Origin of the sequence: Micromonospora sp. DT229 (genome assembly GCF_049844505.1) — a bacterium.
Taxonomy (GTDB): Bacteria; Actinomycetota; Actinomycetes; order Mycobacteriales; family Micromonosporaceae; genus Micromonospora.
On the sequence record NZ_JBNCLD010000002.1, the window covers coordinates 258,699 to 273,850 of the forward strand.

Sequence of the window (15,152 nt, forward strand, 5' to 3'; positions counted from 1 at the left end):
ACCGGTCAGCGCATCAACCGATCGACGGATCGTTCGGGTCAACCGGAGCCGATGGAGATCATCTACAGCTGGTCGATCCCCCGCCGGCCCGGCGTTGCCAGGCTGAACGGGTAGCCGAGGAAAGGGGTCGCGATGCCGGTGATCGAGGTGTCCAACCTGCACAAGCGGTACGGCGAGACGGTGGCGGTGCAGGAGGTGTCGTTCGAGGTCGCGGCGGGCGAGATCTTCGGGATCCTCGGCCCCAACGGTGCGGGCAAGACCACCACTGTGGAGTGTGTGGCCGGGCTGCGCGTCCCCGACGGGGGCGAGGTGTCCGTCCTCGGGCTGGACCCTCGCCGGGACGCCACCCGCCTGCGCCAACTGGTGGGGGTGCAACTACAGGAGAGCCGGCTGCCGGATCGGCTCCGGGTGGCCGAGGCCTTGGACCTCTACGCCTCGTTCTACCGCGCGCCCGCCGACCCGGCTGCCCTCATCGAGGAGTTGGGGCTGGATGCCAAGCGCAGCACCCCGTACGACAAGCTCTCCGGCGGCCAGAAGCAGCGGTTGTCCATCGCGCTGGCACTGGTCGGCAACCCGAAGATCGCCATCCTGGACGAGTTGACCACCGGGCTGGATCCGCAGGCCCGCCGGGACACCTGGAACCTGATCGAACGGGTCCGGGATCGCGGCGTCACCATCGTGCTGGTCACCCACTTCATGGAGGAGGCCGAGCGGCTCTGCGACCGGCTCGCCGTGATCGACAAGGGACGGGTGGTGGCCCTGGACAGCCCGGCCGGGCTGGTCTCGGCCGTGGCGCCGGAGCAACGCATCCGGTTCCGCCCCTCCGCACCGCTGGACGATCAACTCCTCGCCGAACTGCCGCAGGTGACCTCGGTGACCCGCAGCGGCGCCCAGGTGGTGGTGACCGGCACCGGCGAGGTGCTGCACGCGGTCACCTCGGTCCTGGCCCGTAATCAGATCATCGCCGCCGACCTGCGGCTGGAGCAGGCCACGTTGGACGACGCGTTCGTCGAGCTGACCGGGCGCCGACTCACCGACTGAGGGGGACACCATGCACGCCTTCGGCCAGATCCTCAAGACCGAGGCCCGGCTCTACCTGCGGGACACCTCGACCCTGATCTCCACCATCGGGCTGCCCACCCTGATCCTGGTGGTCCTCGGACTCATCCCCACCCTCCGCCAGCCCACTCCGGATCTCGGCGGCCAGTCCTTCATCACCTACTTCACCCCATCTCTGCTGGTGATCACCCTGGCGATGATCGGGGTCAACGTCCTGCCCACCGTGTTGGCCACCTACCGGGAACGCGGCATCCTGCGCCGCCTGGCCACCACCCCGGCCAGCCCGCTGGCCCTGCTGCTGGCCCAACTGGTGCTGGCGCTGATCGGCATCCTGGCCAGCGCGGTGCTGCTCGCGGTGGTGGCCCGGCTGGCGTTCGGCGTACCGCTGCCGCAGCATCCGCTCGGCTTCGCCGCCGCCCTGGTCCTCGGCACGGCTGCCCTGCTCACCCTGGGACTGCTGGTGGCGGCGGTCGCCCCGACCGCCAAGTCGGCCCAGGCGCTGGCCGTACCGATGTTCATGGCGGTGATGTTCTTCGGTGGCGCGTACCTGCCGAGGTTCCTGCTGCCCGACTTCATCGCCGAGATCGGCGCCTACACCCCGCCGGGCGTACAGGCCCTGCTGGATGCCTGGACCGGCACCGCCCCGCACCCGCTGCACCTGGTGATAATGGCGGTGGTCGCGGTGGCCGCCGGTGCTCTCGCGACGAAACTGTTCCGCTGGCAGTAAGCAGGGATCCGATGATCAGCAGCGGCGACCGACCCGACGACCGAACGGATGCCTGGCAGGTCCGGGAAGCGAACGTCTACCGGGTGCTGCCCTTCGGAGGGCTGATCGTAGGCACGCTGCTGGCCATCTTCGCGCCGACGCCGCGCAGTCTCCCGTTGGCGGCCACCCTGACCGTCGCCGTGGCGGCTGCCTGCTGGATCGCCTGGTTCATCACCCTGCACCCGCGCTGGCAGAGCCGGCGTGCGCTGATGACGGTCTACTACCTCGGGCTGCTCGCGTTCGCCACCGTGCTGGTGGTCGCCAGTCCGTGGTACGGCTTCTTCGCCTGGATCGGCTATGTGCACGCCTTCTTCCTGCCGGGCAGGTGGCGGATCGCCGGGGTGGTCGTCACCGCCGTGCTGCTGGCCACCTCGCAGAGCGGCGGCCTACCGGCCGTTTCGTCACATTGGGCGATCTGGCTGGTGATGGTGATCTTCAACGTGACGATCGCCGGGGCGGTGAGCTGGTTCACCTATCTCTCCGAGCACGAGGGCGAGAAACGCAAGCGGCTGGTGGCGGAGCTGGCCGCCGCGAACCGGCAGCTCACCGAGACCGTACGGGAGAACGAGGGTCTGCACGCCCAACTCGTCACCCAGGCCCGGGAGGCCGGGGTGCTGGACGAACGGCAGCGGATGGCCCGGGAGATCCACGACACCCTGGCCCAGGGGCTCACCGGCATCATCACCCAGTTGGAGGCGGCCGAGCAGACCCGCGACCGGTCCGGCGACTGGCGACGGCATGTGGACAATGCCCTGGCGCTGGCCCGGGAGAGCCTCACCGAGGCCCGCCGCTCGGTACGCGCGATCCGCCCGGAGCCGCTGGAGGCCGCCCGGCTGCCCGATGCCCTGACTGAGCTGGTTGGACGCTGGTCGGCCCGGCACGGGGTACGGGCCGAGGTCAACACCACCGGCACCCCCCGGCCGCTGCATCCGGAGGTCGAGGTGACCCTGCTGCGGGCCGCCCAGGAGGCGTTGGCCAACGTGGCCCGGCACGCCGCCGCCTCCCGGGTGGGGCTGACCCTGTCCTACATGTCGGATGTGGTGACGCTGGACGTCCGGGACGACGGCACCGGCTTCGACGCCGAGGCTGCCGCACCGAAGCCGGACGGCGGCTACGGGCTGACCGCCATGCGGCAACGGGTCACCGAGGTCGGCGGCCGCCTCGATGTGGAGTCCGAGCCGGGCGGCGGCACCGCGATCTCCGCCTCCGTACCGGCGCTGTCGGGGGGTCTGGGATGACCGATCCGGTACGCCTGCTGATCGTCGACGACCATCCGGTGGTGCGGGACGGGCTGCGTGGCATGTTCACCGGTGATCCCGGGTTCGAGGTGGTCGGTGAGGCGGCCGACGGGGCCGAGGCGCTGGCGATGGCCGCCCGGCACCGTCCCGACGTGGTGCTGATGGACCTGCGGATGCCCGGCATGGACGGGGTGACCGCGATCGGTCGGCTGGTCCGCTCGGACAGTTCGGCGAAGGTGCTGGTGCTGACCACCTACGACACGGACGCGGACGTGCTGCCCGCGATCGAGGCCGGTGCCACCGGGTACCTGCTCAAGGACGCCCCCCGCGACGAGTTGGTCCGGGCGGTACGCGCCGCAGCCCGGGGCGAGTCCGTGCTCTCCCCCGCCGTGGCGGGTCGGCTGATGGGCCGGCTGCGCGCCCCGGCGGAGGAGCCGCTGAGCCACCGGGAACTGGAGGTGCTCACCCTGGTGGCGCGCGGCTCGACCAACCGGGAGGCCGCCGCCCAACTGTTCATCAGCGAGGCCACCGTCAAGACCCACCTGCTGCACGTGTACGCCAAGCTCGGGGTCAACGACCGGGCCGCCGCCGTGGCGGTCGCGTACGACCGGGGCCTGCTGACCCCCGGCGGACGCTGACCGTGCGGGCGGCCCGACTGATCTCGTTGCTGCTGTTGTTGCAGGCCCGGGAGGCGATGACGGCGGCGGAACTGGCCCGGGAGCTGGAGGTCTCCGAGCGGACGGTGTACCGGGATGTCCTGGCCCTCTCCGCCGCCGGGGTGCCGGTCTACGCCGACCGGGGGCGGGCCGGCGGGTACCGACTGCTCGGCGGGTACCGGACCCGGCTGACCGGGATGACCCGGGACGAGGCGGAGGCCCTCTTCCTCGCCGGGCTGCCCGGACCGGCCGGGGACATGGGGTTGGCCGACGCGGTGGCGGCGGCGGAGTTGAAGGTTCTCGCCGCCCTGCCGCCGAGCCTGCGCGACGCACCGGCCCGCACCGGGCAACGGTTCCACCTGGATGTGCCCGGCTGGTACGCGCCCAGCGAGCCGCCGCCGTGGCTGGCCGAGCTGGCCGGGGCCCTCTGGCGGGACCGGGTGGTGACTCTGCACTACCGGCGCGCGGACGGGTCGGTGGTCCGCCGGGTCTGCCCGTACGGTCTGGTCCTCAAGAGCGGCATCTGGTATCTCGTCGGCCGGGTCGACGCGGACCTGCGCACCTACCGGGTGGACCGGATCGTCGGGGTGGAGCAGCACGAGGAGAACTTCGACCGGGAGCCGGACTTCGACCTGCCGGGGTACTGGCGGACGCAGGCGGAGTCCTTCCTGCGGGGGATGCTGCGGGCCGAGGTGCGGATCCGGCTGAGCCCCGCCGGCCTGCGCCAGCTCAAGCACCGCAGCGACATCCCCTTCGGGTACGCCGAGGCGGTCGCCGCCGCCGGGGAACCCGACGGGCAGGGCTGGGTGACCACCCGGCTGCCCGTCGAGTCCGTCGAGGTGGCGTACACCCAACTGCTCGGGCTGGGTCCGGAGGTGGAGGTGCTGGACCCACCCGAGCTGCGGGCCCGGCTGGCCGAGGCGGCGGCCCGCACGGCCGCCCTCTACACCGCCCCCGCCGACTGACCCCCGATGGTGGTTCGTCTCAGCGGTAGCCGGTGACGTCGGCCGGCTTGCCGGGGTCGACCACCTCGGTGATGTAGCGGTAGGCGTCCGGCCGGCTGCCGTCCACGTCCGTGAAGCCGTACACCTTGGACAGGTCACCGGCGGAGACGGACTGCCCGCTCCACCGGGCGCGGTCCGGGTCGGCGGCCAGGGCGGCGACCGCCCGGCCGACGAAGACCGGGGTTTCCGAGATGAGGAAGTGCGGGTCCTTGGCCGCGCCGTCGCGCCAGTTGGCCTCGGTGACCCCGAAGTGCTCCAGCATCGCCTCGGAACGCAGCCAGCCGGGGGTCAGCGCCACCGCCGTGCCGCCGTACGGCCTGAGTTCGTGCGCCCAACTGAAGGCGAGCCGGTTCACCGAGGTCTTGGCCAGGTCGTAGAAGACCGACAGGCGGTAGTTCTGCTCGTTGTACGCCCGGGTGCCGTCGCCGATCTCCACCACCAGGCCACCCGGGCGGCGGATCAGCAGGGGCATCGCGAAGTGGCTGGTGATGATGTGGGTGTCGACCGCCAGCCGCAGGGTACGGAAGCCGGCCTCCAGCGGCTGCTCCCAGACCGGCTTCTCCCAGCTGATCAGGGGGTCGGCACCCCACACGTCGTTGACCAGCACGTCGAGTCGGCCCTGCTCGTTGTCGATCCGCGCGACCAGGTCGCGCACCTGGTCGGGGACGAGGTGGTCCACCCGGACGGGGATGCCGGTGCCCCCGGCCGCGGTCACCAGTTCGGCGGTCTCCTCGATGGTCTCCGGGCGGTCCAGCTCGGAGGGTCCGGCCGCCCGGCTGCTGCGGCCGGTCGCGTAGACGGTGGCGCCTGCGGCACCCAGTTGCACGGCGATCTGTCGGCCGGCGCCCCGGGTCGCCCCGGCCACCAGCGCCACCGTTCCGGTAAGCGGTTTCGTCATGGTCGCCACGCTGCCAGCAGAGACTGACAACCGATGTCAGGTTTTGCGGAGAACCGTTGATCCGGCATGCTCGCCGACATGCACCTGCTGCTCTCCGGCATCGTCGGCTCGGTGGCGTACGGGCTGGCGGGGCCGGGCTCGGACGTCGACCGGATCGGGGTCTTCGCCGCGCCCACGGTCGCCTTCCACGGTCTGCACCCGCCGAAGGAGTCCGTGGTCACCACCGACCCGGACCTCACCCTGCACGAGGCCCGCAAGTGGTGCCGGCTGGCCCTGAGCGGCAATCCGACCGCCAGCGAGCTGGTCTGGCTCCCCGACGACTGCTACGAGACCCGTACGGAATTCGGTGAGCTTCTGATCGGCATCCGGTCGGCCTTCCTCAGCGCTCCCCGGGTCCGGGAGGCCTACCTCGGCTACGCCGCCCAGCAGTTCCGCAAGTTGGAGTCCCGGGGTGACGGGACCTTCTCCTCGGACACCCGGCGGCGCACCGCCAAGCACGCCCGACACCTGGCCCGGTTGGTGCACCAGGGTCGACTGCTCTACGCCACCGGGGTACTGGAGATCCGGCTCGCCGATCCGGGCTGGTTCCGCGACTTCGGGGATCGGGTGGCCGGGGGTGCTCTGGAGGAGGCACGGGCCCTGCTAGCCGAGGCCGAAAGCGACTTCGACCGGATCCGGACCCCGCTGCCCGACCGCCCGGACGAGGAGACGGTGGAGCGCTGGCTGCTCGACGTTCGCGCCGCCCACCTGCCCCGCTGATCGGTTAGCCGGCTTTGAGTCGTTATGGACCGACCCTGCGGCTCACCCGTTGAGGAACTCGGAGATCCGGCCTCTCAGGTCGGCACGCTCCGTCCAGAGCACGCCGGGGCGGGCGTACCGGTGCAGGGTGGCCCGGGGTAGGGCGGCGGCAAGCTGCTCGGCCACCTCCACGGGGTGCAGGTCGTCCCCTTCGCAGGCGATGACCAGCGCCGGTACGGTGACCGACGCCAGCGCCCCGGCGTCGTCGAGGGGTGTCTGCCCGGGCAGGTCGGCCAGTCCGACGGCGAGACCGTCGCGCAACAGGTGATCGAGCCGCTGCCGCAGGTACGCCCACCCGGCCGGGGTGTTGCGTACGGCCGGCGGTATCTCCGTCGCGACCACCTCGGCCACCGCGGAGGCGTCCCCGCTCTCCACTGCGGACAGCAGTTCCAGCAGCCGGGTCCGGGCGATCGGGCCTCGTGGCCGGTCGAGCGCCGCCGGCAGGAAGAAGACCAGCCGCTCGAAGCGGTCCGGGCTCTCGACGAGCAGTCGACACAGCGCACCCGCGCCGAGGCTGGCACCGAAGGCCCGGGTGGCACCGGAGAGGTCGGCGACCGCCCGCAGGTCCCGGGCCAGGTCCAGATAGCTCCACACCCCGTCGGGTGCATCCGAACGACCGTGTCCACGGAACTGGAAGAAGACCTTCCGGCCGGTGACCCCGCTGCCGAAGGGGCGGGTCACCGCAATGCCGTTGCCCAGCCCGTGCGCGAACACCGTGACCGGATCACCGGTGCCGGTGATCAGCCGTTCCAGTCGTACGCCGTGGGGGGTGGCGACCAGTTCCGTGTCCGGCTCGGGTAGCGCCGGGCGTCCGCTGCGTGGCCCACCCGGGCCGGGACCCCAGGTGCGAGGCCCGCCGTCCGGTGGTGGTGGCCAGCGGAAAGCCCTCACCACGATCCTCTGTTGTCACCCAGTTCCCGCAGGCCGACCCGGACATCGAGCAGGTAGATCAGGGCCGCCGCGATGCCGATCAGCCCGAAGATGCTGAGGGTGGTCTGGGTGAGCAGAGTCAGCAGGAGGGTGACCGCCAGAATGGCGATCCAGCCACCCTTCGGCAGGGTGCCGATGGCGGGGAAGGCGTCGGAGCGCTGCGTGATGGCGTGCACGAGAGCGACCCCCTGCACGATCAGTGCGAACACGAACAGGATCAGGTCGATCACGGTACGGACATCGAAGGCGAAGATCGGCGCGGCGTAGGCCATGACGGCAAGCTTATGCCGACGACCCCGGATCCGTCCGACAGGACGGTGACCGGGATCGTCGGCAGGTGATCATTCAGCGGCCGGGCGGGTCCGCTTGGTGGTCGCCGGTGCCTTCGCCGACGGCGTAGCCGTCCGCTTGGCGGCCGGCTGCCGGGTGGTCGCCTTGGCGCGGGTGGCCTTCTTGGCCGGCTTGGCCGTGGCGATCTCGGCCACCTCGGCCGGGCTGGGCACCTGCTCCGACTCGCCGACCGTGGCCTTCTTGGTAGTCGTGGCCCGCTTGGCGGTGGTCCGCTTGGTCGCGGTCGGCTCGGTCGTGACCGGCTCGGTCGTGGCGGTCGACTCGGTCGTGGTGATCGCGGACTGGGTGGCCTCGATGTCGGCGTTCACCGTGTCGGCGGCCTCCAGCACACCCGCACCGACCACCCGCTCACCGCGCGTGACCAGCTTGCCGTACGCAGCCAGCGCCCGCTCCTGCGCCACCTGGGCACCGGCGACGACCACGGCGGCGTTGCGGGTCGCCAGGTCGCGCAGCCGGTCCAGGTCAGTCGCCTCGCGCAACCGGTTGAACTCGGCGTTCTCCCGCAGGCGGTCCAGATCGACCACCTCGCGCAGCCGGTGCAGGTCGGCAGCCTCCCGCAGGCGGTTGAGGTCGGCGGCCTCGCGCAGGCGGTTGAGGTCGGCGTTGCGCCGCAGCGATTCGGCGGTCAGGTTGGCGTTGCGCAGCTTCTCGTTGGCCTTCTGGCGCAGCTCGAAACCGGTTACGACGGCCTTGCCACCCAGTTCGTTGGCCACCCGGCTGCCGTCGTTGACGACCCGGTCGCGCAGCTCGGCGACCACGGTGGGCAGCTTGCGCAGCTGCTCCAGGGCCAGCTCACCGGCACCGGCGGCGGCGTAGATCGGAGCGGGGATGCGGTTGGTCTTCGGCTGGGTCACGGCTTCTCCTCTTCGGCCGCGTCGGCGGCCTTGCGGACCACCTTGCGGGCGGCCTTCTTGACAGGGCGGGTCGGCGCCGGGGCGGGACCCGCTTCGGTCACGGCTACCGACTCGAGGACGGCCTCGGTCGGGGTGGCGGGGGCAGGACCGGCTTCGGTCGCGGCAGCCGACTCAAGGACTGCCTCGGTCGGGGTGCCCTCTGCGGTGGTGGGCCCGGTCGCAGCCAGGTTGGCCACGTCGGGCGCGGTGACGGGCGGGTTGGCGTCGCCGCCGGTAACGGTGTCCGTAGCACGGACAGGTCCGCCCGGGGCTGCCTCGCCACCAGCTTCACCGGCGTGGTCTGATCCACCGGCACCGCCAGCTCCACCGGCGGAGTCGACCTCGGGGCCGGTGGTGGCGGTTTCGGCCGCGGCGGTCGCCTCGGCCAGCCGGGCGTTCTCCCGGCGGAAGGTCTCGTAGATCTGGGTGAGGGACTGCTTCTGGGCCATCGTCAGATCCGGATCGACCGCGATGGCGGCAAGCACCCCCTGGCCTTCCTTGTCATCGAGCAGGCCGGCCCGCAGGTACATCGCCGGGGTGGAGACCCGCAGCGCGCTGGCGAGCTGCTGAAGCACCTCGGCGCTGGGTCGACGCAGCCCTCGCTCGATCTGACTCAGGTAGGGATTGCTGACCCCCGCCTGCTCGGCGAGCTGACGCAGTGAGATCTTCGCGTTCCGCCGCAGGTCACGAATGAACCCGCCGACGTCGGGAAGGTCCTTGGAAGTGGCCATGACCCAACGCTAGCTCGCCCTGCTAGCAGCCGCAAGCAAAGTGCTAGCCAGAGTTAGCAGCGTCTCCCCCCACCCACACACCCGCACACACCCACCCCACCCGACCACCACGCCCCGTCGATCATGCACTTTCTGTCGGAATGAAAGCCCGCAGAATGGGGCAATTAGGCGACCGAAAATGCAAGATCGACGGGGTGGACCGCCCGGGCCTTCCCCGTCGACCATCGCCCTCGGGAGCGGGGGCGGGAGAGGGCGGGAGGGGCGGGGGGTGGGGGTTACCAGAGGGGGCGGGTGGTGCCTACGGGTAGGCCGCCGCCGAAGAGGGGGGTTTCGGCGAACTCGGTCAGGACCGGGGCTTCGACCCCCAGGCGGCGCAGGGCGGCGGACAGTACGGGCATCCGGGCCCGGCCCGCGCCGTCGTCGATTTTCAGGGCCAGGGCGCCGACGCCGGGCAGGGCCGCGGCGATCACACCCTCCGCGCCCACCTTGGCCAGCAGTCCGGGTACCCCGCGCATCAGCCGGGTGTCGTCCGCCTCGGTGCCACCGACGATCTCCGGGTACGCCCGCATGGCGTCGGCCACCGTACGCTCCACGGTTCCGGTCTCGGCGCTCACCAAGCGCAGGTAGGCCCGGGCCAGCCCGGTCAGGGACACCGCGAGAACGGGTGCGCCGCACCCGTCCACCCCGACCGCCGCCGCCTGCTCACCGGTCAACTCCTCGACCGCGTCGCGCAGCAGCTGCTGCAAGGGGTGCTCCGGGCGCCAGTAACCGTCCACCGGCCAGCGGGCCGACCGGCAGGTCAGCAGCATCCCGGCGTGTTTGCCGGAGCAGTTCATCTGGATCCGGGTGGGGCCACCCCCGGCTCGCAGCACCGCTTCCCGTGCCTGCTCCCCGACCGGCAGCTCCGGCGGGCAGTGCAGGGCCTCCTGGTCGAGCCCGGCGTCGGCGAGCAGCCGGGCCACCCGGGCCAGGTGAAACTCCTCCCCCGCGTGGCTGGCCGCCACCAACGCCAGGTCGGCCGGGTCGGTCAGCGGCAGCCCGGCGCGGATCATGCCGACCGCCTGCATCGGCTTGTTGGCGGAGCGCGGAAAGATCGGGGCACTGACGTCACCGGCCGCGTCGACCAACGCACCGGTGGCGTCGAGCACCACCACCGAGCCTCGGTGCAGGCCCTCCACGAAGCCGGACCGGACCACCTCGGCAAGCGGAACCCCACCCGCGTACGTGTCTGCCACGGTGTGGACGGTACCGATGATCGATCGTCCGCCGAGGCCGGGGTGAGCAGGTACTCCACCTCCGGGTGTACAGCCACGCCGAGCGGGGTCAGCCCTTACAGGCCGAGCAGTTCGCGGGCCTGGGTGGTGTTCAGCGGCGGACGCTGGGCGAGCTGGGCGAAGCCGACCGCCCGAGCGACCAGCTGCATGTTCGACTCCACCGGGCGACCCTTGGCGTACGTGACGGTGTCTTCCATGCCGACCCGCAGGTGACCGCCGGCGGACAGCGAGGCCAGCATCACCGGGATGCTGCTGCGCCCGATCCCGGTCGCCGAGAAGGTGGTGCCCTCCGGCAGGTCGCGCAGCATCTGCTGGGCCGCCACCAGGGTGGCCGTGGTGCCGGGCATACCGCCGGGTACCCCCATCACGAAGTCCACGTGCACGTGGCCGCCGTGCGGCAGGCCGTACTTGTCGAGCAGTCGACGCAGGGCGGTCAGGTGACCCAGGTCGAAGATCTCGTACTCCGGCACGATGCCGCGTTCCTGCATCCGGGTGTGCAGGTCGACGATGAACTCCCAGCGGTTGAGGAAGACGTCGTCACCGAAGTTGACCGTACCCATCGTGCAGGAGGCCATGTCCGGCGCCGCGTCCAGTACGGCGAGCCGGTCGGCCTCCGGGTCGGTGACCGCGCCCCCGGTGGAGAGCTGCACGATCAGGTCGGTGCTCTCCCGCAACGCCGCCACGGTGGCCCGCAGTCGACCCAGGTCCAGGGTGGGCCGGGCGTCGTCGTCGCGGATGTGGACGTGGATGACCGAGGCGCCGAGCGCCTCGCACTCCTTCGCGGTGAGCAGCAGCTCGTCCAGGGTCACCGGCAGCGCCGGTACCTCCGTCTTGGCCGACTCCGCGCCGGTGGGGGCAACCGTGATCAACGTCCCTGTTGTCATGCCGGCGATCCTAGAACGCCCGGTGCGGGTGCTGGTGCCGACAGGCGGCCCGGCCGCGTCACGGGCGGTCGATGGCGGCGGTGCTTTCGGCCACCCGCAGCACCGCGTCGTCAGGTACGGAGCGCTTGACCACCGCCAGGGTGATCTGACCCAGCTCGTAATGGTGCACCGCGGTGCCGACGAAGCCGACCGTACGACCGTCCAGCTCGACCGGGGTGCCGGCGGTGGGCAGTTGATCCGTGGTGATGCCGTCCAGGTGCAGCAGGACCAGTCGACGCGGCGGACGGCCCATGTTGTGCACCCGGGCCACCGTCTCCTGCCCCCGGTAGCAGCCCTTGTCCAGGTGTACGGCCGGGGCGATCAGGTTCACCTCGGCGGGAATGGTGCGGTGGTCGGTGTCGACACCCACCCGGGCTCGGCGGGCGGCCACCCGCACCGCCTCGTACGCCCACAGGCCGGCGACCGGCACCCCTGCGTCCCGCAGCCGGGTGATCACCTGGTCCATCGCGGCCCGGGGCACCAGCAGGTCCACCCCCAGGGGCCCGCGCCGGGCCCACCCGCCCAGCGGCAGGGGCTTGACCTCGTAGCGGGCGGTGGGTCGGGCCGGCACCTCACCGGAACGGAACTTGGGCCCGGGTACCCCGATGAGGTCCGGTTCGGCCAGGGCGGGCAGGTCCAGCAGGGCCAGGGCCTCGACCGCCCGGGGCCCTACCAGGGACAGCAGGGCCTGCTCGGCAGTGGCGTCGCGCGGCTCGACCTGGCTGAAGAACCGCATCTTCTCCAGGTAGGTCAGCAGCCCCTCGGTGGCGCCCGGTTCGGTGTCCAGCCAGGTGGTGTCGCCGTCCTCGGCGACCATGGCGTGCTGTTCGATGTGCCCGTTCGGCGAGAGCACCAGCAACTCGGTGCCCTGCCAAGGGCCCAGCTCGGCCAGATGTTGCGTGGTGACGGTGTGCAGCCAGGAGATGCGGTCCGCACCCGGCACCGCGATCACGCCCCGGTGGGAGCGGTCCACCAGGCCGACCTCGGTGTCGAGCAGACGTTGCTCGCGCATCGGGTCGCCGTAGTGGGCCGCCACCCCGCGCACCCCGGCTGCCGCGTGGGCCGGTTCCGGCTGGTCGCGGCTGGCCTCGTCGAGGCGCTCCACGGCGACCGCACCCGCGATGTCGATCATTCCTGACTCCCGTCTCCACACCGTGCGCAGTTGCCGAAGAAGGAGACATGGCCGATGTCCACCCGGAAGCCGCGTTCCCGCGCCAACTGCTCGGCCAGGGGACGCATCAGCTCCGGATCCACCTCGTCGATGGCGCCGCACTCTCGGCAGACCAGGTGGATGTGCTGATCCTCACCGGCGGCGTGGTAGGTCGGCGACCCGTGCGACAGATGGGTGTGGGTGACCAGGCCGATGCGTTCCAGCAGTTCGAGGGTGCGGTAGATGGTGGTGATGTTGACCCCGGCGGCGACTTCGCGTACGGCCGTGTGCACCTGCTCCGGCGTGGCATGCCCCAGGTCCAGCACCGCCTGCAGAATCAGCTGCCGCTGCGCGGTCAGCCGTAGGCCACGGGAGCGCAGCAGTTCCGCGAGGGAGGTTTCGGGCATTCTCCGATCATAGTTCGGCCGTCTCGGAGGCGTCCGGTCGAGACCGCTGCCCCTCTATCCTGCCCAGCTATGGAGGCCACACGGATCGGCGTACTGGGTCGGGGACTGCTGTCGATCGACGAGCCGGTGTTGCGCGGCGACGACCTGGGCGTGCTGCGCGGCGACGGACTGTTCGAGACCATGCACCTGCGCGGTGGACGGCCCTGGCTGCGCGAGGAGCACCTGGCCCGGCTGCGGGCCGGCGCCGCCGCGGTGGAACTGACCCTGCCCGATGACGCGACCCTGGTCGAGCTGCTGGACACCGTGGCCGCCGGGTGGCCCGGCGAGGTCGAGGGCGCCTTGCGACTGGTCTGTACCCGCGGGCCCGAGGGGGGCGGAGCACCCATGGTGTACGCCACCCTGGCCGCCGTGCCGGCCGCCGCCCGGCAGGCCCGGCGCGAGGGGGTACGGGTGGCCACCCTCAATCTGGGGGTACCCGCCGAGGCCCGCCCCGAGTTGGACTGGCTGCCGACCGGAATCAAGTCGACCTCGTACGGGGCGAGCACCGCGGCCCGCCGGTGGGCCGCCCGAGCCGGGGTGGACGACGTGCTCTGGGTCTCCTCCGACGGCTATCTGCTGGAGGGGCCGACCGCCAATCTGCTCTGGTCGACCGGCGACACCCTCTGCACCGTGCCGGCGGCCCGTACCGGCATCCTGCCCGGCACCACGGTCGGCTGGCTGCTGGCCCATGCCACCGAGGTCGGCTATTACCCCGCCGAGCGCATGGTCACCCCGGCCGGGCTGCGGGAGGCCGACGCCGTCTGGCTGGCCTCCTCCGTACGCGGCCTGGTGGAGGTGCGGGCCCTGGACGGTGAGCCGCTGCCCCGCAGCCCGCGTACCCACGCGCTGCGGGAGCTGCTCGGCTTCGAGCTGCCCTGACCGGTCAGCCGGCGACCCGGATGAGTCGGGCGGACAGGTGCGGCGTCAGCGGCTGGCCCACGGCGGCCATGTCCTGGGCGTACAGCAGGGCGCCCTCGACGATGCCGAACAGGCGGTGACCGGCGGTGACCTCCTTGGCGGTGGCGGTACGCACCACCGCGTCGGTCACGAACTCGATCTGGGTGCCCTTGCGCCGCCCGATGTGCAGCTCCATCACCCCGGTCGGGACGGTCAGCAGCGCCTCCAGTTCGTCGGTGACCCGGTCACCGTCGAACACCGGCCGCCACCAGCCGACCTCCCGACCCGCCGGGCGCACCGGTCGGGACTCTTCGTCGAGCAGCCACGCCCGGGACTCGTACGACAGGAACGGTCGGCCGTCGTGGCTGATCCGGATCTCCTGCGCGTAGTCGAAATCCTCGATGGTGGGGAAGCCGCCCCGGCCCCGGCCCCGCCACACTCCGACGTACGGCAGCAGGCCGTCCAGGGCCGGATGCAGCTTGGGCCCCACCCGCAGGTCGTGACTCTCCTCGAAGGGGTACGGATCGACCGGCGGCGCGTTCAGCCACGGCGGTGGTGCCAGCGGGTTGTCGTCACTCATCACTTGCCTCTTGAGATGCGCACGGCCAGATAGATAAGGCCACCGGCGAGCGCGCCCAGGCCGGCGACCAGCAAGCTGACGAACCCGATCTCGGTGACCATCGGCCTCATCCTATGCTGGCCCCATGGCCCGCACTCTTGTCGTCAAGGCCACCGCCGGAGCGGATGGCCCGGAGCGTTGCGCCCAGGCCTTCACGGTGGCGGCCACGGCCGCCGCCGCAGGTGTGCCCGTCTCCCTCTGGTTGACCGGGGAATCCACCTGGTTCGCGCTGCCGGGGCGGGCGCAGGATTTCGAGTTGCCGCACTCCGCGCCGCTCGCCGAACTGCTGCACGTGATCCTCACCACTGGGACGGTGACCGCGTGTACCCAGTGTGCGGCCCGCCGGGACATCGGCCCGGACGACGTGATCCCGGGTATCCGGATCGCCGGGGCGGCCGTGTTCGTGGAGGAGACGATGACCGAGGGAGCCCAGGCGCTCGTCTACTGACCCCGAGGCCGCCGCGGGGCCGGACCGGCTGCTGTGGACATCGACCTCGGCAAGACGGGAGAACCTGCCCG

The 15,152-nt window shown here is 71.7% G+C and carries 19 protein-coding genes; 8 read left to right on the forward strand and 11 right to left on the reverse strand.

Going from position 1 to position 15,152, the window contains the following annotated elements; translation table 11 throughout:
• The first annotated feature begins 132 nt into the window (after positions 1-132).
• The 5 genes from ACLQ2T_RS03995 to ACLQ2T_RS04015 are packed head-to-tail and all read left to right on the forward strand — an operon-like array spanning position 133 to position 4,684.
• Entirely contained in the window at positions 133-1,041 is a 909-nt protein-coding gene (locus ACLQ2T_RS03995) for an ABC transporter ATP-binding protein (protein ID WP_425764605.1), read from the forward strand.
• A 10-nt stretch (positions 1,042-1,051) separates the two neighbouring features.
• On the forward strand, positions 1,052-1,786 hold the full coding sequence (locus ACLQ2T_RS04000; protein WP_425764606.1) for an ABC transporter permease: 735 nt from the start codon (positions 1,052-1,054) through the stop codon (positions 1,784-1,786).
• Between the two features lie 11 nt (positions 1,787-1,797).
• Positions 1,798-3,063: a sensor histidine kinase gene (locus ACLQ2T_RS04005; RefSeq protein ID WP_425764607.1), complete on the forward strand. Its 1,266-nt coding sequence runs from the start codon at positions 1,798-1,800 to the stop codon at positions 3,061-3,063.
• On the forward strand, positions 3,060-3,701 hold the full coding sequence (locus ACLQ2T_RS04010) for a response regulator (protein ID WP_425764608.1): 642 nt from the start codon (positions 3,060-3,062) through the stop codon (positions 3,699-3,701). The genes ACLQ2T_RS04005 and ACLQ2T_RS04010 overlap by 4 nt, the downstream gene beginning before the upstream one ends.
• Before the next feature lie 2 nt (positions 3,702-3,703).
• Positions 3,704-4,684, forward strand: coding sequence for a helix-turn-helix transcriptional regulator (locus ACLQ2T_RS04015; RefSeq protein WP_425764609.1), 981 nt, complete (start codon positions 3,704-3,706; stop codon positions 4,682-4,684).
• A 19-nt stretch (positions 4,685-4,703) separates the two neighbouring features.
• On the opposite strand, the gene ACLQ2T_RS04020 is transcribed toward ACLQ2T_RS04015, so the two are convergent.
• Positions 4,704-5,621 carry an SDR family oxidoreductase gene (locus ACLQ2T_RS04020; protein ID WP_425764610.1) on the reverse strand — a complete coding sequence of 306 codons (918 nt, stop codon included), beginning with the start codon at positions 5,619-5,621 and terminating at the stop codon, positions 4,704-4,706.
• Between the two features lie 78 nt (positions 5,622-5,699).
• Here ACLQ2T_RS04020 and ACLQ2T_RS04025 point away from each other — a divergent pair, with 78 nt between their 5' ends.
• Positions 5,700-6,380, forward strand: a complete 681-nt coding sequence (locus tag ACLQ2T_RS04025) for a nucleotidyltransferase domain-containing protein (protein WP_425764861.1) — start codon at positions 5,700-5,702, stop codon at positions 6,378-6,380.
• A gap of 42 nt (positions 6,381-6,422) precedes the next feature.
• On the opposite strand, the gene ACLQ2T_RS04030 is transcribed toward ACLQ2T_RS04025, so the two are convergent.
• From ACLQ2T_RS04030 to ACLQ2T_RS04065, 8 genes are all read right to left on the reverse strand, one after another.
• Positions 6,423-7,310, reverse strand: a complete 888-nt coding sequence (locus ACLQ2T_RS04030) for an alpha/beta fold hydrolase (RefSeq protein ID WP_425764611.1) — start codon at positions 7,308-7,310, stop codon at positions 6,423-6,425.
• Positions 7,307-7,621 (reverse strand): DUF2516 family protein, encoded by a 315-nt coding sequence (locus ACLQ2T_RS04035; protein WP_327023903.1) that lies wholly within the window; start codon positions 7,619-7,621, stop codon positions 7,307-7,309. The genes ACLQ2T_RS04030 and ACLQ2T_RS04035 overlap by 4 nt, the downstream gene beginning before the upstream one ends.
• A gap of 69 nt (positions 7,622-7,690) precedes the next feature.
• Positions 7,691-8,554, reverse strand: coding sequence for a hypothetical protein (locus ACLQ2T_RS04040; RefSeq protein WP_425764612.1), 864 nt, complete (start codon positions 8,552-8,554; stop codon positions 7,691-7,693).
• Positions 8,551-9,324, reverse strand: a complete 774-nt coding sequence (locus ACLQ2T_RS04045; protein WP_425764613.1) for a helix-turn-helix domain-containing protein — start codon at positions 9,322-9,324, stop codon at positions 8,551-8,553. The genes ACLQ2T_RS04040 and ACLQ2T_RS04045 overlap by 4 nt, the downstream gene beginning before the upstream one ends.
• 275 nt (positions 9,325-9,599) lie before the next feature.
• The gene (locus ACLQ2T_RS04050) at positions 9,600-10,580 is read right to left on the reverse strand and encodes an asparaginase (RefSeq protein WP_425764862.1); all 981 of its coding nucleotides are present in this window, start codon (positions 10,578-10,580) and stop codon (positions 9,600-9,602) included.
• A 74-nt stretch (positions 10,581-10,654) separates the two neighbouring features.
• Entirely contained in the window at positions 10,655-11,482 is an 828-nt protein-coding gene (locus ACLQ2T_RS04055; protein ID WP_425764614.1) for a 3-keto-5-aminohexanoate cleavage protein, read from the reverse strand.
• Positions 11,483-11,540: 58 nt separating this feature from the next.
• Positions 11,541-12,653, reverse strand: a complete 1,113-nt coding sequence (locus ACLQ2T_RS04060) for a YgfZ/GcvT domain-containing protein (RefSeq protein ID WP_425764615.1) — start codon at positions 12,651-12,653, stop codon at positions 11,541-11,543.
• On the reverse strand, positions 12,650-13,078 hold the full coding sequence (locus tag ACLQ2T_RS04065) for a Fur family transcriptional regulator (protein WP_425764616.1): 429 nt from the start codon (positions 13,076-13,078) through the stop codon (positions 12,650-12,652). The genes ACLQ2T_RS04060 and ACLQ2T_RS04065 overlap by 4 nt, the downstream gene beginning before the upstream one ends.
• A gap of 69 nt (positions 13,079-13,147) precedes the next feature.
• Between ACLQ2T_RS04065 and ACLQ2T_RS04070 the strand changes: the two genes are divergently transcribed.
• Positions 13,148-13,996: an aminotransferase class IV gene (locus ACLQ2T_RS04070; RefSeq protein ID WP_425764617.1), complete on the forward strand. Its 849-nt coding sequence runs from the start codon at positions 13,148-13,150 to the stop codon at positions 13,994-13,996.
• A 4-nt stretch (positions 13,997-14,000) separates the two neighbouring features.
• Here ACLQ2T_RS04070 and ACLQ2T_RS04075 read toward each other — a convergent pair whose 3' ends face one another.
• Complete coding sequence (locus ACLQ2T_RS04075) at positions 14,001-14,594, reverse strand: FABP family protein (RefSeq protein WP_425764618.1); 594 nt, start codon at positions 14,592-14,594, stop codon at positions 14,001-14,003.
• Positions 14,594-14,695 carry a small membrane protein MtfM gene (gene mtfM, locus ACLQ2T_RS04080; RefSeq protein ID WP_013736135.1) on the reverse strand — a complete coding sequence of 34 codons (102 nt, stop codon included), beginning with the start codon at positions 14,693-14,695 and terminating at the stop codon, positions 14,594-14,596. The genes ACLQ2T_RS04075 and mtfM overlap by 1 nt, the downstream gene beginning before the upstream one ends.
• Before the next feature lie 23 nt (positions 14,696-14,718).
• On the opposite strand from mtfM, the gene ACLQ2T_RS04085 reads away from it, so the two are divergent.
• On the forward strand, positions 14,719-15,081 hold the full coding sequence (locus ACLQ2T_RS04085) for a DsrE family protein (RefSeq protein WP_425764619.1): 363 nt from the start codon (positions 14,719-14,721) through the stop codon (positions 15,079-15,081).
• Positions 15,082-15,152: the final 71 nt, after the last annotated feature.